The sequence below is a fragment of the Mucilaginibacter sp. P5_A6 genome, from assembly GCF_056400585.1.
Genome location: NZ_JBFUKZ010000021.1, coordinates 23,936 through 49,073 on the forward strand (window position 1 = coordinate 23,936; position 25,138 = coordinate 49,073).

Annotated in this window: 22 protein-coding genes; 10 read left to right on the forward strand and 12 right to left on the reverse strand. The window is 42.9% G+C overall.

Annotated elements, in window-relative coordinates:
- Window positions 1–108: 108 nt before the first annotated feature.
- Complete coding sequence (locus tag AC1DO4_RS20120; protein ID WP_477419075.1) at window positions 109–957, reverse strand: SDR family oxidoreductase; 849 nt, start codon at window positions 955–957, stop codon at window positions 109–111.
- Window positions 958–1,457: 500 nt separating this feature from the next.
- On the opposite strand from AC1DO4_RS20120, the gene AC1DO4_RS20125 reads away from it, so the two are divergent.
- The gene (locus tag AC1DO4_RS20125) at window positions 1,458–2,732 is read left to right on the forward strand and encodes a hemolysin family protein (RefSeq protein ID WP_477419078.1); all 1,275 of its coding nucleotides are present in this window, start codon (window positions 1,458–1,460) and stop codon (window positions 2,730–2,732) included.
- Window positions 2,733–2,737: 5 nt separating this feature from the next.
- On the opposite strand, the gene AC1DO4_RS20130 is transcribed toward AC1DO4_RS20125, so the two are convergent.
- From AC1DO4_RS20130 to AC1DO4_RS20140, 3 genes are all read right to left on the reverse strand, one after another.
- A complete protein-coding gene (locus tag AC1DO4_RS20130; RefSeq protein ID WP_477419080.1) occupies window positions 2,738–3,379 on the reverse strand; it encodes an oxidoreductase in 642 nt (213 codons plus the stop codon).
- Window positions 3,380–3,427: 48 nt separating this feature from the next.
- Window positions 3,428–4,747, reverse strand: coding sequence for an IS110 family RNA-guided transposase (locus tag AC1DO4_RS20135; RefSeq protein WP_477419082.1), 1,320 nt, complete (start codon window positions 4,745–4,747; stop codon window positions 3,428–3,430).
- Window positions 4,748–4,911: 164 nt separating this feature from the next.
- The gene (locus AC1DO4_RS20140; protein ID WP_477419085.1) at window positions 4,912–5,406 is read right to left on the reverse strand and encodes an oxidoreductase; all 495 of its coding nucleotides are present in this window, start codon (window positions 5,404–5,406) and stop codon (window positions 4,912–4,914) included.
- A 761-nt stretch (window positions 5,407–6,167) separates the two neighbouring features.
- Between AC1DO4_RS20140 and AC1DO4_RS20145 the strand changes: the two genes are divergently transcribed.
- The 3 genes from AC1DO4_RS20145 to AC1DO4_RS20155 all read left to right on the forward strand — a co-directional run bounded on the left by AC1DO4_RS20145 (window position 6,168) and on the right by AC1DO4_RS20155 (window position 7,617).
- Window positions 6,168–6,545 (forward strand): tautomerase family protein, encoded by a 378-nt coding sequence (locus AC1DO4_RS20145; protein ID WP_477419087.1) that lies wholly within the window; start codon window positions 6,168–6,170, stop codon window positions 6,543–6,545.
- 173 nt (window positions 6,546–6,718) lie between these two features.
- Entirely contained in the window at window positions 6,719–7,054 is a 336-nt protein-coding gene (locus tag AC1DO4_RS20150) for an NAD(P)/FAD-dependent oxidoreductase (RefSeq protein WP_477419089.1), read from the forward strand.
- 272 nt (window positions 7,055–7,326) lie between these two features.
- Window positions 7,327–7,617 (forward strand): putative quinol monooxygenase, encoded by a 291-nt coding sequence (locus AC1DO4_RS20155; protein WP_477419091.1) that lies wholly within the window; start codon window positions 7,327–7,329, stop codon window positions 7,615–7,617.
- Between the two features lie 351 nt (window positions 7,618–7,968).
- Here the strand turns inward: AC1DO4_RS20155 and AC1DO4_RS20160 are convergent, their stop codons facing one another.
- The 5 genes from AC1DO4_RS20160 to AC1DO4_RS20180 form a co-directional block, all read right to left on the reverse strand.
- Window positions 7,969–8,901, reverse strand: coding sequence for a LysR family transcriptional regulator (locus AC1DO4_RS20160; RefSeq protein ID WP_477419094.1), 933 nt, complete (start codon window positions 8,899–8,901; stop codon window positions 7,969–7,971).
- Between the two features lie 896 nt (window positions 8,902–9,797).
- Window positions 9,798–10,706, reverse strand: a complete 909-nt coding sequence (locus tag AC1DO4_RS20165) for an AraC family transcriptional regulator (protein WP_477419096.1) — start codon at window positions 10,704–10,706, stop codon at window positions 9,798–9,800.
- A gap of 372 nt (window positions 10,707–11,078) precedes the next feature.
- Window positions 11,079–11,513, reverse strand: a complete 435-nt coding sequence (locus AC1DO4_RS20170) for a TetR/AcrR family transcriptional regulator (protein WP_477419098.1) — start codon at window positions 11,511–11,513, stop codon at window positions 11,079–11,081.
- 141 nt (window positions 11,514–11,654) lie between these two features.
- Window positions 11,655–13,223, reverse strand: a complete 1,569-nt coding sequence (locus tag AC1DO4_RS20175; RefSeq protein ID WP_477419100.1) for a GMC family oxidoreductase — start codon at window positions 13,221–13,223, stop codon at window positions 11,655–11,657.
- A gap of 1,576 nt (window positions 13,224–14,799) precedes the next feature.
- Window positions 14,800–15,108: a hypothetical protein gene (locus tag AC1DO4_RS20180; RefSeq protein WP_477419102.1), complete on the reverse strand. Its 309-nt coding sequence runs from the start codon at window positions 15,106–15,108 to the stop codon at window positions 14,800–14,802.
- A gap of 673 nt (window positions 15,109–15,781) precedes the next feature.
- Here AC1DO4_RS20180 and AC1DO4_RS20185 point away from each other — a divergent pair.
- The 6 genes from AC1DO4_RS20185 (at window position 15,782) to AC1DO4_RS20210 (ending at window position 22,143) form a co-directional block, all read left to right on the forward strand.
- The gene (locus tag AC1DO4_RS20185; protein WP_477419104.1) at window positions 15,782–16,357 is read left to right on the forward strand and encodes an outer membrane beta-barrel protein; all 576 of its coding nucleotides are present in this window, start codon (window positions 15,782–15,784) and stop codon (window positions 16,355–16,357) included.
- 376 nt (window positions 16,358–16,733) lie between these two features.
- Window positions 16,734–17,621 carry a hypothetical protein gene (locus AC1DO4_RS20190; protein WP_477419106.1) on the forward strand — a complete coding sequence of 296 codons (888 nt, stop codon included), beginning with the start codon at window positions 16,734–16,736 and terminating at the stop codon, window positions 17,619–17,621.
- Window positions 17,622–17,639: 18 nt separating this feature from the next.
- Complete coding sequence (locus AC1DO4_RS20195) at window positions 17,640–17,945, forward strand: phosphoribosylpyrophosphate synthetase (protein ID WP_477419108.1); 306 nt, start codon at window positions 17,640–17,642, stop codon at window positions 17,943–17,945.
- A 54-nt stretch (window positions 17,946–17,999) separates the two neighbouring features.
- Entirely contained in the window at window positions 18,000–18,947 is a 948-nt protein-coding gene (locus AC1DO4_RS20200) for a heme-binding domain-containing protein (protein WP_477419110.1), read from the forward strand.
- Window position 18,948: 1 nt separating this feature from the next.
- Window positions 18,949–19,434 (forward strand): cytochrome P460 family protein, encoded by a 486-nt coding sequence (locus tag AC1DO4_RS20205; protein ID WP_477419112.1) that lies wholly within the window; start codon window positions 18,949–18,951, stop codon window positions 19,432–19,434.
- A 252-nt stretch (window positions 19,435–19,686) separates the two neighbouring features.
- Entirely contained in the window at window positions 19,687–22,143 is a 2,457-nt protein-coding gene (locus tag AC1DO4_RS20210; RefSeq protein WP_477419114.1) for a tetratricopeptide repeat-containing sensor histidine kinase, read from the forward strand.
- A gap of 56 nt (window positions 22,144–22,199) precedes the next feature.
- Here AC1DO4_RS20210 and AC1DO4_RS20215 read toward each other — a convergent pair whose 3' ends face one another.
- From AC1DO4_RS20215 to AC1DO4_RS20225, 3 genes are read right to left on the reverse strand one after another with little or no spacing between them, the layout of a single operon-like run.
- Window positions 22,200–22,634, reverse strand: a complete 435-nt coding sequence (locus AC1DO4_RS20215) for a nuclear transport factor 2 family protein (RefSeq protein ID WP_477419116.1) — start codon at window positions 22,632–22,634, stop codon at window positions 22,200–22,202.
- A 33-nt stretch (window positions 22,635–22,667) separates the two neighbouring features.
- Window positions 22,668–23,729: an alpha/beta hydrolase gene (locus AC1DO4_RS20220; protein ID WP_477419118.1), complete on the reverse strand. Its 1,062-nt coding sequence runs from the start codon at window positions 23,727–23,729 to the stop codon at window positions 22,668–22,670.
- A 53-nt stretch (window positions 23,730–23,782) separates the two neighbouring features.
- Window positions 23,783–24,781, reverse strand: coding sequence for an alpha/beta hydrolase (locus AC1DO4_RS20225; RefSeq protein WP_477419120.1), 999 nt, complete (start codon window positions 24,779–24,781; stop codon window positions 23,783–23,785).
- Window positions 24,782–25,138: the final 357 nt, after the last annotated feature.

Consider the following 25,138-nt stretch of genomic DNA (forward strand, 5'->3'; position numbering starts at 1 on the left):
CAGCTTTTTTGGAGCAAACCTATTGAAGATGAAACCTCATCCTCATTCACAATTTTACAGGATGCTGCTTCCAAAAAGCAGCATCCCTGTAATATTAATTGTGATTGATTATTTTGATACGGGGGTCTCTGGCTTCATGTCGAACGATGCCTGAAGTGCGGCAGGACGTGTTCCAAGACCTTCTTTTGATTTTTTCAACCAGACATTTTCTATATTTCTCTTGGTTTCCTCCAGCATGGAATGAGGCTCAAGATTTCTGAAGGTATCTACTTCACCTGCGGCTACGGCTGTTAAAGTAGCATATACGGGTTCCGGATCAAACTGGGCTCTTGGAAATGCCAATTTGGAATAATCGAAGAGGCGGGCGGTAGGATCATCGATCCAGCTTTCCCATGTCTGAAATCCACGGTCATTGAAACCTGTAAGGAATGGTCCCGGATTCACCGTATAAACTTCCACACCGAATTCCTGGAGTTCAAGACTCATCGTCTGCGCAATGGCCTCGGTCGCATGCTTTGACGCAGCGTAGATTCCGGTAAATGGATTTACATTTACACCTTCCCTTGAAGATACCCACACGATCCTTCCTTGTTTGCGTTTAGCCATTTGTTTGGCAATGCCCTGCGTTAACAAAAGCGGTCCGATCACATTTACTTCGAACTGATTCCGCTGGTTCGATCCGGGAATATCCATAACGGATCCCCCTTCGAGCAGGCCCGCGTTGTTAACCAGGATTTCGACATTCCACTTAAGCGCTTTCAAACGGTCGCCTTCATCAGTTACATCGAGTTTGACCACTTTAATGTTCACGCCGCGTTCAACTGCCTGGCGTTTTAACGGTTGTACCTGTGCGTAAATTTCTACAGCAGCTATTACATCAAAGCCCTTTTCCGCCAGTCTCATGGCAGCTTCATTTCCGAAGCCTGTACCTGCGCCTGTCATTAACACGGTTTTCATATTTTACCTCCCTTTCTTTTGGTGTTGTTTGTTAGCGATGCAGGATACCCCGGCATCGGACTGAATGGAATGTTAGCAAATGGTTTCATTTTCATGGTAGCAGTTTTTATTTGTATGAATTAATTCATTATCCTTTAATATGAAGATGGTTTCAGATGATAAAACAGCAGGATTGTATTATCTGTATCGACCTTCGTTTCAGCAGTGACAATAAAGTGTTGATGCAAGGTCTGCATATCACGGCGGAAATAGAAATAGCTTAAATTATACGATGTATCAGTAAAGTAATAGCGCGGACCATCCAAACATCAAATGAAATTCTTAAACTAGCATCTGTTTTAAACGCTGATGGCATAGCTCGCTTAAGCGGCCGGAATGCCTTTTAATTTAAAGACATTCCTGTCGAATTGGCCAACCTGGATAATTGGTGTATATTTATTGTAAAAGACCATATTAAGCGTATTGGTCCCATTACTTCTTGTTTACTGAAACTTTACTATATGGGTTTTCTTATTATCATTCTGCTCATTGCTTTAAACAGTTATTTTTCATTGGCGGAAATGGCATTGGTCTCCGTCAATCACGCAGACCTGGCAGAAGAAGAAAGCAGAAATAATCGCAGGGCACGCCAGGTACTGCAGTTGACAAAAGACCCGGATGAGTTTCTAAGCGCTATTGAGGTAGGTATAACACTACTGGGCTTACTGGAAGGAATTTATGGTGGCGGTATGGTAGCCGGGCAATTGAACCACTGGTTCTTAACCCTGGGGATGGGCGTTGCTGTCGCCCACATTACTGCACTGATTATTGGCATTGGTGCGATTACTTATCTGTCGCTTGTTTTTGGAGTATTGGTACCCATGTCAGTCGCTATTCAGACCCCACTCAAAATATCGTTGGCAGTTGCGCCTTCCCTCACTGTTTTTCATAAAGTACTGTATCCTTTTATTAAACTGTTGACAAAGAGTACCCGGTTTATTTTATCGGTATTATCTATAAAAAAGGCTGATAACAAAAAGATATCTGAAAAGGATTTAAAAGGCATGCTCGGTACCGCTTACAAACAAGGCTTACTCGGGAAACAACAACTATCGATGCATGAAAATCTCTTTGCCTTTAACGATTTGAAAGCGAAAAATATCATGAAGCCAGCACGGATCATCATTTGCCTTTCAATTGAATTGACCAGGGAACAAGTACTAAAAAAAATACAAGAGCGCCCTTATTCTAATTTCCCGGTTTATCATGGAGATAGCAGTAACATTATTGGTGTGCTTCATGTGAAGGCTTTTTTCTTAAATGAAGCAGCGGATTGGCAAAAGTGCATCACCTATAATTGCTCAGTAAAGCCGGACGCAGCAGTAAGGGATGTATTTAACGCATTTAAAAAGAAAAAAGTCGAGTTCGGAATTGTTGTGGATAATGAAAAGAAGTTTTTGGGAGTGATTGCCATGCAGGATATTATGGAAGGCGTTTTCGGCGATATCCCTGAACTAGAAGACTATACTGCCTATTTTTATCAGAAATCCGAAACAGAATGGATCGCTGAAAATTTTATCCATCTCCAGCGGATACGCAACACGCTAAATTTAAATTGGCTGAGGGCTTATGAAGCAAAATATTTAAGTCTGGCCGACCTTTTTAAGGGTGAAGCGGCACTGCTAACAGCTGACGGGACAATCACACTGAAGGGAGTAACTTTCAAAATCATTACCGGATCGCATGATAACCCCCAAACAATACAAATTAACTTGTCGGGCCATTCAAAAAGTTAAACCCGCTAATTCCGCCATTTTGCCCGTTCGTACTGTACAGGCCATTTTACTTCAACATCTAATTCATGAGCTGCACGTAAAGGGAAATAAGGGTCACGCAGCATTTCACGCGCCATAATAACAATGTCCGCCCGACCGTTTTTTATGATCTCATCGGCCTGTTGAGCTTTAGTAATCATGCCAACGGCACCGGTCAGAATTCCGCTGGCCAGTTTTACTTTTTCGGCAAATTCCACCTGGTATCCCGGGCCGACCGGTATTTTTGCAGAGGGAACATTACCGCCCGTCGAGCAATCGATCAGGTCAACGCCTTTGTTGATCAGAACTTTCCCTAGTTCTGCCGAATCGTCCGCTGTCCAGCCGCCATCCGTCCAATCCGTAGCCGAGATTCGTACAAATAGCGGTAAATCATCCGGCCAGGTTTCCCTGACACTTTCAATAACCTCCAACAAAAAAAGGATCCGGTTCTCGAACGAACCTCCGTATTTATCAGTACGATGATTGCTCAGGGGCGATAAAAATTCATGGATCAGGTAGCCATGTGCACCATGCAGTTCTAGCACCTTAAACCCGGCTTTTAAGGCGCGTCTCGCGGCAGCTTTAAAATCGGCTTTTATTTTTTCGATCCCTGTCGAATCAAGTTCCAATGGCGCGATTTCATCGGGCCTGAATGCCAGAGCACTGCCAATGACACATTATGCAGCTTTCTGATTTTCAACGAGTTGTATATTATGTTTTTTAGCCAACCTTTTTAATGATGTTAACTCCCTTCTTTTAATTTGCTCCTCATATTGTTTTATTCCCTGTTCAACGTAAGCTGCTCCTTTGGTTAATGCGTTGTAGTAAGCCATAGCCAGCTTTCTTGCCCCTGCTTTTATAGCTATAGCCGAATCTTTTCTCCCGCGAAGCTTTCGCATGAAACTGCCTATTGCAATATACTTACTGTTCATCAACCCTTGCGCGCACTCCTTGAATATCTGCCCTGTGGGGTTACAGGGTGTGCCTCGTACTTTTTTATTCATCTTACCACTCCGGTGGCTTTTGGGTGATAATCCAGCCCAGCTCACAAAGCTTTTTACGGTTGGAAAGCGACCCATATCCGTTCCTGTTTCTCCAATCAGGCGTAATGCGGTATAGTCGTTTATTCCGGAGATACTGCTAAGGTCTACACCATATAACCGGGCCATCGTATTGTGGAGGCCGCTGATTTGAGGTTTGTGATGACGAATCGGCTTTTTGGGACCTACAGTTACTTCTTCTTTATCCATACTCAGTTCGTCCAATAACAGTGAGATCCTGGCATCAATAACCGCTATCCGTTCCTGGTGTATCTCCCATAATTCCATGTTCTGCCGAAGCATAAAAAGGTAGGTTTCATTATAATTTCCCTCCAGTGCTTTGATTACTTGTTCGCCTTTATACTTTTGGATCCGTTCATCACAAAGGCTCAATAAAGATGCTCCGTCACGGATTCCGTCTATGATCGCTTTGATCATTTTTATTCCGCTTTTCCCATGGATTTGGCTGATGACCTCTTTAAGTTTGATATTCATCAGTTCCAGGCATTTCTGCATTTTATTAACATAGGTACTCCCCATATCGATCACATCAAGACGTTCACGAACTAATTGCCGAAGTTCCATGTACTTGCCTTCGGGGATAAAACTATGACGTAAAATACCAGCTGAAAATAACTTTTGTATCCACTGGCAGTCGGTAACATCTGTTTTGCGACCTTTTATCTGCCTGGTTTCTTTGGGGTTGACAAGGCATACCAACATGCCTAACTCTTCAAGCAGGAAATACAAGGCGATCCAATATATCCCTGTTGCTTCCATCGCTACTTTTTTGATCCCTTTTTCTTTCAGGTAGATCGCACAGGCATGATAACTTGATGTAAAGGTTTCAAAAGCTCGTACTTCTTTTCCATCCGGCGATACAAAAATCTGTTCGGCGCCGATATCTATACCCGCCACATTTTCATGAACTGTTTCAAAAATTGTTTCTTTTGCCATAACTTTACTTTAATTGTTAAACAATAAAGCGACTTATGGCTCAGGAAAGCGATAGGGATAAATGGCACGCTGCCATACGGGAATACTGCCGGAAACAGTATCACCAAAATGCTTACGCTATTTCCTGAAGCAAAACTCAGGCACGGGTAGTAAACACCAGGAGACTAAACTGCTAATCTGCCATAAGTTGCTTTTCTAAAGCAAAACTCATAACTATCCGTGTCATTTTCAATGCGATTATTTGGAACCAAATAAAGATTACTCGGGCCGACACTTTGCCAGCCGTTCTTTTCATCGGGTGGTATTTGGGTGTTGCCCTCCCATGTTTTGGTGTGACTGGCCTTACGGCCGGCATGAGAAAGTTGTGTGCCGGCAATTGCTCCCTGAGCATGGATGAAGTCCGTAATCTCTTTTAGTTTGGGAATATGTTCGTCTTTATATATTCCAAGGTCTCCGTGGGTAATGCGTCCTTCTGATGAGACGGCGTTGGCTTCGGTAATAATTAAACCCGCCCCTCCAACCGCACGGCTTCCGAGATGTACAAGATGCCAGTTATTGGCAAAACCATCTTCGCTGCTGTATTCACACATAGGAGATACAACAATACGGTTTTTAAGTTCGATGCTCTTTATTTTTAAAGGAGAGAACAAATTTGGCATGAAGTGTTTTTATGTAAAGATATACCTACCGCAATTCTTTTCTACTCTCATTTTTTCCTGCACTGCTTATAAGGTTTAACAAATGACGATTGTTTCAACTTGCCTTTTTCTCGAGAAATCAAATTGTTAACTGGTTTAAATTTCCAAGCTAATATTGTAAAATGCTGTTAATCAATAAATTATTATTCTTTTTTTTACTTATCGGCTATGTCGGGCGTAAGAATTGGCACACGTTTTTCCGAATTCAGCATTCCCAAAACAGCGTTTTAAACCTCATTATGATATTTATCATACGAAGTATAATTAATCTTATAGTTTGGTTTGCTTTCATTTTTTTCTAATAGTTTAGTACACAAACTTCAGCATTAGGCTGGGGTGTAACATTTATATCTTACACTTCGATTTTCAACATGTTCTAATGCTTATTTTGCTGAAATGAATACCGGGATTTATTTCATGCCGGGATTTAGCTACGATCCCGTTTTTACGAAAGCAAAGCTATTTCAAAAAGGTACAACCTTCAATTAGGTACAATCTGGTATCCTGGGAACCAAAAGATTACCTCACTGAAATTCAGAGTCTTATTTTTAATAGATAACAAGTGTATTAGATTTGCTATAACCCCGCTTATACCTTGTATGATAATTATCATACGAGGTATAAGTTATCTTATAGGCAAGCGTGACTAAAGTCACTCATTTGTAGCTAATTTCGTCTTGTTAGGTAATGCAACCAACAACAAAAAATAAGGAGGAATTATTATGCCATTCGCACGTATTGATTTACTTACAGGAAAACCAGCAGATTATCGCGCCACCGTAGCCGACATCGCTTATCATGGAATCGTCGATGTTTTAAAGGCTCCTGACGGCGATAATTTTATTGTCATCAATGAACATTCGCCGGAAAATCTGATCTTCGATAAGACATTCCTCGGCTTTAACCGCTCTGACGACTTTATACTGATCCAAATAACGAGCACTGTGGGTAACAACCTCGATGCGAAACTTGCCGTTTTTAAATATTTATCTACGGAATTAAACAAAAAACTGGGACTTCGACCTGATGACCTGATGGTTAACATGGTGTATGTTGACCGTTCAGATTGGTCATTTGGCAATGGCGAGCCGTGGACATAGGTATCATCGCGCAGGCTTGCTGATCAGATCTGCCTGTTTAACATTAGAAACGGAATTTCGGGGTAACGAAGTTCCGTTTTTGTTTTTTGTATTTACCTTTTATCAGGTTTTAGAGATAACGATTTTAAAGTTGTGACAAATGTCAACGCCAAATTGTGTCATATGGTATCGTTATGATACATTACAAAAGCGATAATGCAACTAAATGGCATAATACCAGTAAGCTGTTTATTTGTATCGGCGGTAATCCGAATACGAATTGGGCGCTTGAAACTGCAATATGCAGAGATAAAAATGGTTACTTGATCACAGGAGCGGATCTGATTGGAAACGAAAAATTCGAAGATCTATGGAAACCTGATCGCAGACCATATAATTTGGAAACGAGTGTTCCGGGTGCGTTTGCAGCGGGTGATGTACGATATAACTCTGTAAAGCGGGTTGCTGCTGCTGTTGGCGAAGGTGCCATGGCTGTAACCCAGGTCCATCAGTATCTTGCAGGTTTATAAAGTTAAGGTATAATAATGATGGCTCAATGTAAGACTATTTCAGCGCAGACGATTCGAATCAGTTTGCGTCCTGGCTTATACGAGTCAGCTGTTTGATGGAAAAACGTAAAATTCATTCAGAAATTATTTTATTAACCATCATATATATGATAACTGCTACAATTAATGTTATTTTGATTGAGGTTTAAACTCTGATACATTTACTTCAAAGATGTAAAACCTTGCCTTCTTGCGTATAAAAAGGATCGAGATTTATAATAATTTACAGCATAATGAATCTCTACGTGTCAGCTATTATCAGATGCAAAAAAAGCCATGCCGAAACTTTAAAGGCTCTTCTCTACAATTTTGTAGATGCTTCTCGCTATGAAAAAGCCTGTTTACAGTTTGACCTGTTTCAATCTATAACGGATCAAAATGTTTTTATTCTTGAAGCAGAATGGTTAGAACAATCGTGGTTCGAAATATACGCCCAACAGGAATATGTAAGTCAATTTAAGCTTTCAATAGAAAAAATGTTGGAGCGTGATGTTGAGATCATTGTGAGCAACAAGATCACCTAATACCTACAATAAGCAAATTCGATAGAAATTATTTATTTGTGAGATTAAGATCGACCGGCTGGTCATGAAGTTTGGCTTAACTCGTGCTTCATCATCTCAATTTTGCTCTCGGCCGTCAACGGACTTGAACAAATAGCTCTGGACTGGGGAGCGGACTATTTTATCCATAAGCCCTTTGATATAAATCATTTACTAAGAACGATAAAAATGTTTTTGTAAAAGTATTTTAACGTTTATAACCGCGGGGATTAATATTCACTTTATTTCTATCTTGCTGTATGCTTTTTAATAAAGGTTGAAGTTTGCTCCTGTCGCATTGATACTCTCTTACAATTTGGGCGAGAGGTGATGCTATATAATAATTTTGGTTTCTTCACCTTCATATTGATCCACCCAGTTTCTGGTTAGTATTTGTTCTAGTTGTTCTATCTCCTTAGGATAAATGGTCTTGATTCGTTTTCCAAAATACATGATGTCTTCCATATAAAGATGTCCCTGCCACGCCAGCTTGATTGCACAGCTCTCAATTTCATTCCTGCATACAAAATCAGGAACAATGGCAAACCCTCTTCCTTTTTTCAACAAATTAATAATGCTGCTAAAAGAAGGTAGTACAAAGTTCGGTTTAAAATCGGGGGGTGTATCGAAGTTTAAAAGCCAAAAATTCGTTAAGTGCTCCATTTGCGCGGCATTCGTAAACCAAAGCTGATTTTTGAGCCAGTCTCTAATTTTGTCCCGGTCACCAATCTTAATCAGGTCTTCCAGGTCACCCGTGTCGGCCTCGGCTCCGCAAATTAGTATTATACGCTGTTTAGCAAAAGGGCGGTATTCGACGGATCCCTGATAACCTCGTTGCGGCGTAAGCACCAGATCAACCTCTCCAGTTTCAAGCTCGTGGATCATTTGAGGGTAATTACCTGTTCTCACAATAAGATTAAAAGATAATTCCGGTATATATTCTTCCAGAGCATATTCAAAGCTTTCGAAACACATACCCAGGCTAATGGTTGGCCTGTCAAATTTGGCGTTCCTGTGAAAGATATCTTCCGCTCTTTCCAGCTTGTTGATCGGGTCAATTAGAAAGTTATAAAGCATAGTGGCCCTGTCCGTCGGTGCCATTTTCCTGTTCTCTCTCTCAAACAAGCGATAGCCTGTATAAGATTCCAGCGCGTTTAAATGAAGGCTTACTCCCGGTTGCGATATGTATAGAACCTGGGCAGCAGCGGACAGCGTCCCTGTTTCGTAAATAGCTTTAAAAGTTCTAAACCACTCCAGATTCAGCATTCAATTTCGTTTAATAATAACAGCGTATCCAACATTCACCCAAACATTCAATATAGATCCAAAATCATTTAATCCTCGTCGAACGAACAGGATCACCACACACCCATTTGCGGTAACGGCTCCTGACCTGGAGATGTACAAATCCTGGTGGACTGCCAAACTCATTTAAATCAAGTTCCGTTGTTTTTATTTAGACCTCAAAACTATCTAAATACTGTGTTTTAACTCTTATCAATTTCAAGGGTTCTTATGCTAATTTCAAGGTTTTTATATAAATTAATTTTAGTGGCAACATCGATTCTTATATCGAACCCAGGTGAGAAAAAATTCGGGGACGATCACATCATAACTCAACTGTCTGAGTCAAAAGCAACATGCTGCACGTTCCTTCAGACAGTATATAAATGTCCCTCTGCCCTACCATGATTCTGAATTGTCGGGATTTCATCAAATCGAACATCCTATCATGAGTACCTTGAAAGCCTGAATTTATTAAGTCATTTTATCAATAATTTTGTCTGTAACCAGATTTTCGATGAAATAACTGCCTTTCAGTGTACATTCATATTCACTAAACAAAACTATACAAGGAAATGCCCCTGAATAGGTATATCTATACCTTTTTTCGGTAATATTTTGTTATGATAAAGAATAAAAAATTGACGATCTATTTAACGTGGACCTCAAAACGGCCTAAGAACTTTAACAAACATCAAACCAGGCACGCGTAAATCATCTTTTTAAATTGAGTAGATAGTTTGCCGGCCCGAACTGAGTCTTAAGTACGTTTATCATTATAAAACACCTTAATAAATAAATAGGCACTTAACCAACGACCTCCATGAATCGGTCGCTTGTTGAGTTAACGCCGTCAAATAGGTACCCGAATGCTAGTTCTAATACTTACAAACTTTCGGGGTTTTAATGCTAATTTCAAGGACGATATTTCTAAAATCTTCGGGAGGGATACCGGTTTGCCTTTTAAAGAACTTAGTGAAGTAAGCCGCTTCATTAAACCCAAGTGAATAAGCAATTCCCTTTATTGAATCCGTCTTATGGTAAAGCATATTTTTAGCCTCCAGCATTATTCTTTCCTGAATACACAGTAATGCGGTTTTACCTGTATTTTTTTTAACCAATTCATTCAGATGACCAGGAGTGACGTTTAAGAGCGCGGCATATTCTGCTACCAGGTGATGCTTGTTAAATCCGGAGTTTACTAAATTGAAAAACTCTGTGACGATTTTTCCCTTCACTGATGTATCGGCGTTATTTGACAATTGATTATATAACCGACTTACCTGCACCAAAAATGTTCCCAGACCAGAGATAAGTGATAATAACGCTAACTCGTCCTTTTTAGCATATTCTTCTAACATTTGTAGAAGTGTGAATTCTAATTCTTTTCTTTCCTTTATCGAGGGCTTGAATATTAAAGTTTTATCACTGTTCAAAACCGGCAGGCGGTCAATGGGGCCTCCCATTTGCAAAAATTCCTTCGTAAAACATAATATAATTCCTTCCCTCGGCAGCATGTCCTTAACCAATACTTGTGTAGGACCTGTAAAATATATACCTCCAGTTTCAAAAGAATAATATTGAAGATCAGCCCAAAAGCTTGAATTCCCTTGCCATACATATACAAACTGATAAAAGTTACGTCTGTGAGGTTTTAAAAAAAGTTTATTCTCCGGAACAAGCTCTTTACCAACCCTGTATATTTCAAAGGCCCCACCGCCTTGTGGTTTTAGCTGTTTCAAATTGAATGAAGCTATAGATTCGCCGGAAAGGTTTTCTTTGCTCATATCATAAAGATAAGTTTTTCATTTTATTTTAAGAAAGACGTAATTACAACATTAACTGGCTTATTTGTTAGTTCTAATGATAACTTTGCCTGTATTCCTTCGGCGTAAGATTAGTTTTATTTTTGAATGCTCTCGGAGGTGATCCGAGCACACTATTATACTGTACAGTGCACCGTAATTCTATGGAGAGGTTTTTACAATCGTACCGATAATCAGATCATAAACATCATAGCATTTACCGACGTCAGACAATTATCACCTATCTCAAACTATAAGTTAGATTGAGTAAGGTTTGCAATGGTTTTAGCGTTCATATTTGCCCGGATCATTTGTTCAGCGGCTAAAAAGATCTGATCCATTTTTTCCATGTCATTAGTTAACCTGGCTAATACTCCCCCCCTCTATTAAAGATAAGATTGAAAAAGCAATCTGGCCAGGATTAGCATCAGGTCTGAAATCACCAGCTTCTATTCCTTCTTCAACAAATTTGACCATACATTGCTGCCATTTGTCACTGGCGCACGCAACCCTTTCCTTCAAATGTACATGAGTATCGTCAGCTTCTGAACCCGTATTTAATATCGGGCTACCTCCCAATACAAAATTGTCTTCTACAAGATTTTTGTATACTCTGGCAAATACCATTAACTTGTCATGTGCATTATAGGCTTTTCTTATCCTGTTTTGAATGGCCGTACAAAGTTTCCCCAAATTATGATCAAAAGCGGCAAGGGCTAAAGCCTCTTTATTTTCAAAATGCGCATAAATGCCGCCACGCGAGAGACCGGGACGATAGTTTATTTTCATTCCGTTTAACCTGACCGGTGCCCCAAAATAAAACTGGTGGTTACCTGATTGACCAGCTGTTTTGGGACCGTACCAATCACCGCAAAGATGATTATTTTAGTAAGGATAGTCTGACAGCGTTATATTAGGCTAATTGATAAGCTATCTCAAACCAAGCAGCATTTCTGCAGCAAATTCAGCGATCATAATCGTGGGTGCATTGGTGTTGCCTGTAGGGATTTGCGGCATTACTGATGCGTCCGCTATCATCAGGCCTTTAACACCAATTACTTTGAGCCTTTCATTTACAACGGCTTCGGGTCCGATCCCCATAGCGCAGGTTCCTACCGGATGGAAATAAGTGGAACAGGCGTCACGTAAAAAATGCTTAATTTCGCTGCGGTCAAGCCGTCGGTCCGGAGCGACCCAGCTCTTTATTATTGCACTCAATTCCTGTTTTTCCGCCAGGTCCATGCAAAGTTCCATCGCCTTTACCAGTGCTTCAAAATCATCCGGGTCCAGCATCAGGTTTGGCTGGATCTCCAAGGGCCCGTCATGGGCTGAGCCCGTCATTTTGATATAACCACGGCTTTTAACATCAATAAGCGTTACGAAAACGCTGAACGCATTTTCAGGAACGGCATACTGCTCCGAGATCTCCGTTGTGAGGATTGGATATTGAATGGGGATCAGCATGAGGTCCGCCTTTTTTAAGTCAGGGTGACTTTTCCAATACAAGTTTATGCCTCCAAGATTATAAGTAAGCTGGCCGAGGGCCTCCTTAAACTGGTAGGTAACCGAAACCAGGGGATGATCCTGCAGATTTTTACCTACACCGGGCAGATCAATTTTTGCTTCAATGCCCAGCGCTTTTAATTCCCCGGCATGACCGATTCCGGAAAGCATCAGCAGCCTCGGAGTTTCAATTGCCCCGGCACATAAAATAACTTCCCCGGCTGTAATCACAACAAGCTTGCCATCTTTTAAAAATTCAACGCCAGCACATCTATCCTGTTCAATCGTTAATTTAACGACTTTGGCTCCGGTCATAATATTTAAATTTTTTTTACCCATGACCGGTTTTAGGTAGCCCGAAAAGGGGCTGTTTCGCCGGCCCTTAGCAATGTTCATACTCATCGGGCCGACACCTTCGGGATCAGGAATATTTGAGTCTTCCATATAGGCCATACCATAGTCTTTGACGGCATGGATAACAGCGGTATCGATCAGGTGAAATTTTTTTGGGCGTTCAACATGAATCGGCCCTCCGGAGCCGTGTATAGGCGTTTCTCCGCCATCCCAGTCCTCCATTTTCTTGAATAACGGCAGCACCGATGCATAATCCCACCCCTTATTTCCGGCTGCCGCCCAGCTATTGTAATCATCCTCATTTCCCCTCGCCCAAACCATGGCATTAATACTGCCGGAGCCACCCAGCATCTTTCCCCGCGGCACATAAATTGTTCGGTAATTAGTGATAAGTGCCGGGTGGTACTTATAAAGATAGTCCTGCGGTGATCCGATATTTTCTAACCAGCGGAGCGGGTTTTGAATCCGCTCCAGTTCCCCGTCATTTTCGCCGGCTTCCAATAGCAGGATACGGGCACCTGAATTTTCCAGCAGCCGTCTTGCAATCACACAACCGGCAGAACCGGCGCCAACAATAATATAATCATACACTGAATGTATTGCCGGGTTGTTCCCCCTTAAATTTTCCTGTGACTCGTTCATCTTTTCCTTGTTTTAACTGAGAGGCCTGCTTGCCGCGATAAAATCAATCCGGCCGCCCTTTTGCAGTAGTAACGGGAGGTATAATATCATGCCAAGCCATACTCCGCTGGTTGCCAGCAGCTTAAAGGTATTTCAAAGTTAATCAGCCCGTGATATTTCAATATTCAGCGAACAGACCATGAAATAGCAATAAATCATCATTTAATGTACCGTAGCCCGAAGTGCCTTTTGCTGTAAAACCGCGCACAAAGGATGCTTAGGAGTTAATTCCTCCTTTTTATATCTAATAAACAGTCAGAATTCAAGAAGGTTGAAACCCTGTTTAATAGTTAAAAAATTAAAGGTAACCTGTCAAAAGACTTAGTGCTTATTCAGGAGGTAACCGATAACAACCCCGACGGATCTACACTTTCTGGGATTACCTGCGGGATGCTTACGGGCGGAATGCCGGTCTGCGGTTGGATCACTTCCTGTTGAATGATCCGCTCAGGGAGAAACTGGTCAAAACTGTGGTCGATGCCCACGTCCGGGGCTGGCCGCACAGTAGCGATCACGCGCCGGTCCGGATAGAATTAGACATCTAAAATAACAGCCCACTGGCCGTTATCATTTGCGGCATAAGGCAGCCCGTCACTCATTTTCGTGCAGTTCCCAGCCATGTTTTTCACTTTGATGACTTTTAACTTCCCGAACTGGCCCGCCGTTTTCCCGGCGCAGGTAAAGAAGTAACGCGCTCATATTCGGCGTTACGCCCTTAACTGCTGGTATTCGCTTTCTTTGACAAATGCGGAGCTCATTTCTTTAGTTTCTTTTCAATGGCGGTGCGCTGGTTGCTGCCGCCAAAAAATACTACCCGGAGCGCAGCGAGGTGTGGAGATTTTTTTAGCGGCACTCGCATGGCCTTGACCGCTGAAGAGGGGTAAATTTGCCTCAAGCAAAGGCGCTAAATGAATAATGTTATAAATTCATTAATGCAGTCCGCATGACAATGGAAGAGACCTTTAAACAGCTGCTGCAACGGATATAAGCCGGTGGAAAAGAAGCTGCACTTCCGGCTACAATTGCCGGACGAGGCACCCGCAGGGCCTGGATTGTTTTTCCGCCGGGTCATTTAGAGAGCGGGGGGATGGACCTCAAAATTTGAGAAAACCTTTTGATGCAACCGAACTGATACAACTGAGTGCCATCGGCCTAGGGATAGCATGAACAATTACATGTTTCCGTTTACGCTTCCCCTGGATTAAAGACGATGCCAAGCCGTTCGTAATGGGATCTTAGTTTTGCGGCTGTTAGATGATAATCGGTCTTAAACCAATCTTCATAAACGGACGAGGAGCCGGGTGAAAGGAAACTTTCACGCTGGGTCCTGAAGACCAGCCGTAGAGACGTCTTTACGGCTGTCGAGATCTGGCTTATTTTCCCGGCTTTAAAAATGGTATAGAATGCCACCTTTAGCAGGGGCGCGATCTTTGAGGAGTGAGCTTGCCGGAGATCAATGTTGTGTAAGAGTTTTCCGGCTTGAGCCGGTGTCGCGTTTTATGAACTAACGTTGTGTAGATTTAATTTTTGGTCATACTCAGTTAAGTTTGGCACCCAGTTTTGACCACAGGTGAATCGACAACCCTTGGGTAAAGGCGCTATAAGAGGTCATTAAAATACCCTTGATACCGTTGTGCAGGGAACTGATCGCGTAAATGACATAAGGCATACCTGACTGTGCTTCACCCTCAAATAAATAAGTTTCGGCAATTTCAAAATCATCCGGGCCGATCAGTTCACCATCCTGCACACAGCGCAGGAATTCATTGTTAAGCGTAAAGTCAAGCTCGTAACCCTTGTTTTGCAGACCGATGATCACTTCGGCTTTAGAGTCTAAATTTTTCATGTTTATCGTTTTAATGTTGATGATTAAATTCATTGCCACTCATCGATCTGCACTATGGTCAACTACTACCCAAAGGGAATGCCAATCACTAACAAGCTGATTATATGTCAATTACATTTTAATTTAATTTTCATAGCCTGCTTTATTTCGCCAAACGGGAGGCGGATTAGCGATATATAAGTAAAGCGGTTTGGCATAGCCGGTAGAGATCAGATAAATACTTAAAAGAGGTGCTATTTACACCTGTTCAGCGAGGCAATAGGAGGTTGTTCATATTTCATTATGTTTTCGCCAATTTCCGAAATAACATGAGCCTGCTATTATTTAATACTTTCATAATTATTTGATTATAAGCCATTTATACCAATGGCACAAGATGTGCCTAATCCGGGTCATCACCAAATAAAATGAGTTACGCTATGCAAATGTCAAATGACGCAACAGGGGCAATTTTGCCGAATAGGATCGCTAAACAGGGAGCGATAGGAAAGACAGGAGATCGTCTGAAGCGCGTTGCGCGGTTATGGAGATTGTTCTGTCGGCGAGCCTTCGTGCTTGATGCACCGCTCCAATTTTTGAAGGGGCAGTTGTTTGTCATTTATATGCATACACTGGAACTGCTTTATACACTATATAAATAAATCAATAATTAATCCATTCAAATTTTAAAATCATGAAAAGTTTCACGAAAATCTATGTATTCGCAATCGCTTTAGCAGCGCTGTCAACGGGTGTTAAGGCCCAGAGTACTTCAGGCCCAAAGGGAATCCTCTACAGTGTTGGCGTAGAAAGTGGTATTTCCTCCGGCAATTTTAACAGTGCTTACCGCTGGAACATCGGCGGATCCGTTCAGGCAGATATACCTGTCGCTGATAACCTGTACGCAACAGTTAATGCCGGTTACCTGAACTTCACCGGTAAAAACAACATTAATGGTACCAATGTATCCGCACACGATATCCGCTTATTGCCAGCAATGGCCGGTTTTAAGTATTTTCCGATCGCTAACTGGTATGTACAGGCGGATGCCGGTGCTGGCTTTGCACTGAATAAAAAAGATCTGGGCTATACCAAAACAGTAGCCTTTCTGTACACGCCGCAAATAGGTGTGCTGTTGAATGTTGGTGGCAACAACTATATCGATGCCGGGGTGCGCTATGAAGCCACCAGTAAATACATCAGCAGCAATGAAAACAGCAAGATTAATTTTTTCGAACTGCGTGTAGCCTATGCCTTTGATGGTAAATAAGCCAAACCCTATAAACAAAGGCCGGAGCGGTTACCTGTTCCGGCTTTTATTCATCACTCACACAATTAATCTGAATAACATGGAAACGATCGTCTTTATATTAACACGCCTGGTGATGTTCGCTTGCGCAGTAACCATTTTCCGGGCGGTTTACGCGCAGCATAAAAGTAATGTTGTTGCCGACCATCGGATCTTTTAAGACTACAGGTGTTCAATCACTAAATTATTGATATTTCAATTTCCGGCCCGAGAAAAGCGAAATATCGCCCGCAGCATTTTTCATACCTTTATGTAACAACCTGATTATTAACAATTTGAACATTGGCATCATCTTTACATACCTAACGATATTGGCAAGCGCTATAAATAAAAAAACATGCCGGACACCATATTTCATTCGGGCGAGGAATTTGTTCAGGAACAATCCGGTGAGCGGGAAATGGCCATGCGTAATGAGCGGATCATCAGTAATCAACTAGCGGCAGGCGCCTTGATCTTTCTGCGCGGTCAAAAGATATTTTTTGCTTCATCCACGGATGCGCAGGGCGGGCTTTGGGCTTCGGTGTTAAGCGGCGCACCCAGCTTTTTGGAATTGGATGAATCGCAGCAATTGTTTCTTGATCCTGCACGTCTGGAATCCAGTCCGGATGATATTTTTTGGGAAAATATCCGCAACGCACCGGGTGTCGGCCTGTTGTTTATCGAATTGCAGACCCGCCGCAGGTTCCGGGTAAACGGGCATATCACCGCTGATGCCGGTCGCTGGCGAATGGTAATAGATCAGGCCTACCCCAATTGTCCGAAATATATTCAACGCCGACAGTTGCTCAGTGAACACACAAACGCTCCGGCTACCGTTCATGAACTCCGGGCCTGGATAGCTAAAGCGGATACCATCTTTGTCGCAAGTGCCGACCAGCACGGCAACCTGGATGTATCGCACCGGGGCGGCGACACCGGCTTCGTAGAATATATCGGCGACCAGACCCTGCGGATACCGGACTACGTGGGTAACAGCATGTTCAATACACTGGGCAATTTTCACGTCAACCCGGCAGCCGGGATCCTGGTGGTAGACTTCACCAATGGTGAAACCCTGCAACTGAGCGGAAAGGCAATAGTACATTTGAATGAGGGGCCCACTGATGTTTATACCGGTGGTACCACCCGTTTTTGGGATTTCAAAATCGAAAAATCGGTTTTTAGCACGTCCCTCTTTGATTTCAGTTCCCGCTTTATAGATTTTTCACCTTATAACCCTTAACGGCCAAATAGATTAACTATGGAAACGAATTTTCACTATGACACCGCAGCAAAAGCCATTACCGAACTTAAACGCCAGGGCTTCAGCATCGATTTTAACCTGCTCGCCAACCGCCTGATCGGGCCGGACAATAAATACAACATTGACAACTTTGAGATCAGGGATATTTATCGTTATGAAGGTGATTCAGACCCGGCTGATGAAGTGATCATTTATGCGATCGAGTCCGGCGACGGTGAAAAAGGGATCTTCGTCGCTGCCTATGGGATCTCAACGGACGAAATGACGGCGCAGGTAATAGAACGCCTTAAAAAGTCGGTTTAGCCTTTCAATACGTGTACGTTACTTGCAGCCTAACCAATTTAACCCATTAAAGCCATGAGCATATTTAATAAAAATAATTTCGTAAGCATAGGGCTGATACTCCTGATTGTTTTCATAGTCATTCAGTTTCTACGCCCTGAAATAAAAAAACAACCAGTGACCGGGGATATGCCCGTTCCGGCCGATGTCAAAGCGATCTTCAAGAGGGCCTGTTACGATTGCCATTCCAATGAAACCCAATTAGGTTGGGGAGATAAGATCGTACCGGTTTACTGGCAGGTGGCCAGGCACGTTAATACGGGCCGCGCAGACCTGAATTTTTCGGAATGGGATAAACTAACGCCAGCGGAACAAAAAGTAAAACTATGGGAAGCGGTCAATCAGGCTTCGCTGGGTGCGATGCCGCTCCCTGATTATTCATTCGCCCATCCATCTGCTAAAATCAGTGAAACCGATCTGCAGGTACTAAAAAATTACCTGGCCGGAATGATTGACCGTAGGCCGAGCGATACGGCCACTATCAACACAGAATCACGCCAATTTACCGAATGGCAGCGCAAAGCAATTGATAATGACAACTACCCGATCGCGTTAAACGGAATCGCCTACGATCCTGATTATAAAAACTGGCAACCTATCAGCACCACGGAGCGCTTTGACACAAAAACCATGCGGGTTATTTTCGGCAATGCGATCGCTGTTAAAGCGCTCCAAGAAAATCGCATCCACCCCTGGCCGGACGGTACACGCTTCGCGAAGGCCGCATGGAAACAGATCGAAGACGAGGGTGGAAACGTCCGTACAGGCGCATTCCTGCAGGTCGGATTTATGATCAAAGATGCGCGGAAATATGCATCAACTGGCGGCTGGGGTTTTGCCACATTTCTGACCCCAAAAATGACACCTTACGGCAAGACAGCACTATTCGCCAATGAGTGCCTTGCCTGTCACCGCCCAATGAAAAATGCAGATTATGTCTTTACCCTCGCAATTAAGCAATAACATGACGAAAACATTTATCAAATTTATTTTTATCATCCTCATTGGGATTCATACCAGTTGCTCTTCGACGCCTTCCGCGGATCAACTCATAAACGAAAAAGCTTCTTTGCCTGCCTCCTTTCAGTTCGACAAATTAGGGTTAAAAGTGATCGCCACGTTAGTCAATAAAAATGAGCATACGATGTCGACACTATATGGAAACTCGTTAGCTTTGGAAGCAGCAAAAACGGGCGAACACATGATCGGAGATGGTGAGGTGTTCGCGCTGATCACCTGGAACCAGCAAGCCGATGAGAATTGGTACGGAGCAAATATTCCCGCGGAGCTGCAATCTGTGGAATTACTGCATATATCAGCGACGAATGGTCGCGGCGTGTTTAAGTATCAATCTTTCAAAGGCAAAACCCTTCAGCCAAATAAGGATACACTCCAACAGGATGAAAGAATCGTGTATATCCTGAGTCAAAAACCCGCTGTTTTGCCCTGATCGAAGCCATCTTAAAATCTGCACAAAACAATCAGACGAACATGATTAATAATGAATTCATGTACAATTATTTACGCGGTAAAAGCTTGCAAATGAATTAAAATTGAATTAGTTTAGATTATCAGAAAGAAAATCAGTATCTCGTTACCGACACCGGCGATTATCAGAAACCCAATGATTTTGATTCTGTGTTTTTCAATTCCTTAAGCCCAGGGTATTATTTTACTTGGTTCTGCAATTTTATGATAGTTTATGGGAACAAAAATCAGACGGCTTTCATTCCTCTTTTTTCTGAGTTTTCCTGTGTTTACCCGCGCACAGCCGTCCAAATTGAGCCCGGAAAAACAACAGCTTTTACTCCAATTAAGCCTAAACTACTATACGGTCGTAAAGGAAGGGCTTGTCGATCAGGATAGCAGTTTATTGTTAGTTAGCCAAAAAGATAAGCTCAGCCGCTGGACGGTCATCACCGATAATTTCGGGAACGAACTCGCACAATCCGACAATAAATGGGTCGATACCCGGCAACCCGATATCGCCATAAAAAGATTGGCCGCACTGCATGGCATAGACCGTGTTCAGTTGCTGGTGCTGTTAGGCGCTTACTATGCTTTTCAGCCTGGGTACCGGCAAAAAGACAGGGATAACGCACAATATTATTTATCGCAGGCCAAAGAGCAAAGTGAAGCGCTTCACTCGACCTTCTGGACAAATCAAACCCTTTGCTTATTGGGCAAGAACTATTTCAAGGAAAACAAGGTTAAGGAGGGTACAGATTGCTTTACAACGGTAATCGCCGGCTCCGAAAAAACCAGGGACATGGCAATGGAAGCCAAAGCATGGGATTACCAGGGAACCTATATTCCCCCTACGGCCACCACTATTATGTTAAAAGTAACCAGCATAAAAAAAGCCGCGCAGCTATACCAGCAGACCAATCAACCGACAAAACAAGTAAATACGCTGATCAACCAGGCGTATTTAGGCTTTGTGATGAAAGATCTAAAAGGCGCGGAAGCGAATAGCCTTAAAGCGCTTCAAATGCAGAAGGATTTGGATTTTCCTTATGTGCATTATACTTACGATATTCTTTCATTGATATCCGCGGCAAAGAGCAGTTCTGGCAAAGACCTGGACTATTCATTAAAAGCTGTGAAAGCTTCGCTGTCCACGCGCGACAGTTTAGGCTTGGCCTATTTCTATGCGAGAATTGGCCATATGACCTATGGGCAAAAAGCCACTTTATATCCGTTCTCAAATTATTGGCTGGAAAAAGCCATTAAAGAATTCAATAAAACCCGGAACCCCGCTGTATACCGTACGCTGTTTAACCTGACGGATAACCTCATTAAAATGGACAAATCAGACACCGCCATTGCTCTTTTGAAAAATACGCTCAAAAGCGTTGCCCCTGTTGATATTCGGGACAAAGCTGTAGCTTACCTGTCTATGGCAATTTGTTACCAAGGTCTAAAAAACTACAGGCAGGCCGAAAAATATTATCTAATGGCGGACCAAATGTCAAAACAAGACTCGTTGATCACCAGAGGATATCGCGATTCGTACACCAAATACAGGATCGGCATTTTCTACATGGAGATAAAAAACTATGACAAAGCCGAATTTTATTTTACTCAGGTTTTGAAAGAACCCGGACCTACGAATGATGAGATGGCCATGTTGCTGGATGTGCACCAGGCCCTCTATAAAATAGACTCAGCACGTGGAAATTATGCTTCCGCAGCTAAACATTTGCAACAATATATCCGGGTTAACCAAGCCCGGATTGATTCTAATGATGCAAAAGGTATTGCTGGGATGAAAATTCAGTTCCTGATGACACAGAAGGAAAAAGACTTACAGCTGCTCCAAGCCAAAAGTGCCCTTCAAAACCAACGAGCGAATGCGGTAAGAAAATTTATTTACATAGGGTTGGCGGTGGCACTCCTGGTCATCGGCATGCTATACAGCCGTTACTACATTAACCGAAAGCAAAGGCAGGCAATGGACAAGAAGAATCTTGAGTTACAGCATGTCATCGGTGAAAAAGACGAACTGCTTATATCAAAAGAATGGCTTTTAAAAGAGGTTCATCACCGGGTAAAGAATAACCTGCACACGGTAATATGCCTGTTAGAATCACAAGCTGCTTATCTGGAAAGCGACGCATTAAAAGCCATTGAAAACAGCCAGCATCGTATTTACGCTATGTCGCTGATCCATCAGAAACTCTACCAGTCCGAAGATATCAAAACTGTCGATATGTCCGCTTATCTACCGGAATTTGTGGGGTATCTTAATGATAGTATCGGGACCGGGAATCAGGTACATTTCGAATTAGCCATTGAGGCGTTAAAGCTCGGCGTATCTTATGCCGTTCCTTTATCACTGATCATTAACGAAGCAGTGACCAATTCGATCAAATATGCATTCCCGAAAAGCAGAAAAGGTATCGTAAGGATTACGATGAAAAAAATTGAGCAACACGTCCAATTGGTCATTGCTGATAATGGCATTGGGATAAGTATGGACAAAATTAATTACTCTTCAAGTTCCTTAGGTCTGAAATTAGTGAAAGGATTAACTGAAGACATTCAAGGCGACATCTCGATCATCAATGATAATGGAACCACGATCAGGATAGAATTTGAAATCGATCCTTTAATGGCCTCCGCGGTTCCTGAAGCCGGGGATCAGGTAAAAGTTTAGGTAACGGACCTGAAAAATACCTCAGGCCCGTTGTTATTATTAAATTCGACTCTCGATTAACAACCGCCAGTATCTTTGTTAAAGGCCTTTTCGATCTCGCGTGAATCTTCCAGAATGAGGAACCTGGTGATCAGGCCATCCACAACGGTAAAGCGCATACAGATCTTAGCTGAATATCTTCTCTTGGTGTCGTTAACTACCCGGCTGGCGACAGCAAACAAAGCAGCTTCCTGGCCATCAAAAAAGATATGATCAATATCGAAATTTTCATCCCCCGGCACGTGGGCATCAAAAAGTTGTTTCAGTGCGACAGCTACATCCGCGCGTTTGTTCCGCTTGCCAGTCCATGGCATAAACGGTGATGCCGCGATATAGTAATCCGGCTCCTCAGCAAAGAATGAAGCCGCGGCTGCTGCGTCAAGTTGGCCTGCGCTTTGAAAAAAACCATTGATCACGTCCTGTGTCGATGGCACTTGTGCTGTTGCTTCCATTTTTATTTTTTATAAAATTAGTTGTTATTAAAACTATTTCAGGTATTTTTTCATTTCAGCCGCCGCCTGTACAAACAGTGAACGGGTTTGCGGTATGGTCGCCAGGCCGTTTAGTAACCCGAAATCGTGGATCACGCCATTATAACGGACTGCGGTAACCGTAACCCCGGCCTGTTCCAGTTTACGGCCATATGCCTCGCCCTCATCCCTTAATATATCGTTTTCAGCGACCTGGATCAGCGCAGGTGGTAACCCCTTTAGCTCTTCGTTGGTGGCTTGTAACGGCGATGCAAAAATGTTAGTCCGTTTACCTGGTTCCGGGATATACATATCATACATCCATTTCATCACCGGCGTGGTCAAAAACCGTTGGTTACCAAATAATTTATAGGATTCCGTTTCAAAGTTAGCATCCAGGATCGGCCACATCATGATTTGTAAACTGATATGCGGCCCCTTATTGGCCTTTGCTTTAAGCGCGGTTACCGCAGTCATGTTGCCACCGACACTGTTCCCAACCACAGCCAGCTTTTTGCCGTTCACATTGATCTCGCTGCCATGCGCTGCAACCCATTTAGTGGCTGCATAGATCTCATTGATCTGTGTAGGAAATGCGGCGTCAGGCGTCCGGGTATAATTAACAAAAACACCGACACAGCCGGAGAGCACGGCCAGGTCTCTCACCATACGCTCATGTGTAGGAAAATCACCCAGGACCCAGCCGCCGCCATGTATATAAATAAAAACCGGTAAAACGCCTTTTACCCCGGCTGGTCTGACAATATTTAGTTTGATTTTATAACCATCAGCGCTGATCGTTTTTTCAGATACGGTTATGCCGGAAAGATCTACTTTATAGGCCGCCTGAACGTCTACCAGCACCTGTCGTGCCTGTACCGGGCTGAGTGTTTCCAATCCTGGGCCACCGGTATTTAATGTTTTTAAAAAGATTTTGACAGCCGGGCTCAGGTGTTCGTCCGTGGCATAATCTTTTATCTGCGCTTGGGTATTAAGGCTGCCTGCCGTAATCAGCATTAGGATTCCGGCAAACCAATTAATAGTACCCGGCCATTTTATTTTGTTTTGATTTTTCATGTTTATATATTTTAGAAATTTATATGATCTGTACTTTGCTTTATTTTCCTGGGCTACATCAGGTGCTTTTTAAGTTCAGCACCGGCCTGTGCGAACAATGACCTTGTAGGATGGATATTCGCCAACGGGTTTAGTAAACCAAAGTCATGGATCACACCGTTATAACGAACAACGGTTGTGCGCACTCCAGCCTCATCCAGCTTCCGGCCATAAGCCTCGCCTTCATCACGTAAAACATCATTTTCTGCTACCTGGATCAATGCCGGGGGTAAACCGGTCAATTGCTCTTTAGTGGCCTGCAAGGGCGAAGCATAGATATCTTTCCTTTTTTCGGGATCCGGGATATACATATCATACATCCACTTCATTAATGGCGTGGTTAAAAACCGGTCTTCACCGAACCGGAGGTAAGAACCGGTTTCGAAATTCGCATCTACGATTGGCCACATCATGATCTGTAATTTTATTTCAGGGCCATTGTTGGCTTTTGCCTTCAGGGCGGTTACCGCGGTCATATTGCCGCCTACACTGTTGCCGGCAATTGCCAGGCGCTTGCCGTCAACATTGATCTCATGCCCGTTCGCAGCGACCCATTTGGTAGCAGCAAAGATCTCGTTAATGGCTTGCGGGTAAACAGCATCAGGCGTCCGGGTATAATTGACAAATACGCCTGCTGCCCCGGAAACCACCACCAGGTCGCGGACCATTCTTTTGTGTGTTGGATAATCGCCCAAAACCCAGCCGCCGCCATGGATAAAAATAAATACTGGTAAAACCGTATCCACGCCTGCCGGCCGCACAATATTTAAGACGATCTTAAACCCATCTGCATTTATGGTATGTTCCGATTCATCCACGCCGGACATATCGACCTCAACCGATAATTGTGCCCCCTCCAGCACTTTGCGCGCTTCTAATGGTGGCAGTGATTCCAGCGGTGCACCGCCGGGTGCATTTAACGCTTTTAGAAAAGTTCTTACTTCAGCCGACAGCATCGGATCCTGGTCAAATGGCGGTATGGTAACCTTGCCTTCATTTTTTTTTGTGTCCATCTTTTTGATTTTAAATGATTAATAATGACTTGTTGTCCGGGCGTCACAGTTAGGGTTGAGTTGCTAATAACTATTCCACAAACCTGTCAGCTGGCCGTTTTTATTAAACCAATGCAATGCCACATTCAAAACAGCTGATTAACAGATCATTACACAAAAAAAATAAAATAAACAGGTAGCGATATATCATCTATATGAGCGGCTTTGTTTAAATATCATGTTTTAAAAAAAAGGAGCCTGTCCGGGGGGGAAACTGCTTTGCTGCCAGGTTAGGCTTTAGAAGGAAATACGCCCGTGAAAGGGTCAGTGGATTTCATGGTTAATCAATAAAACCGCGGCATGTCGTGGGTGCGATTA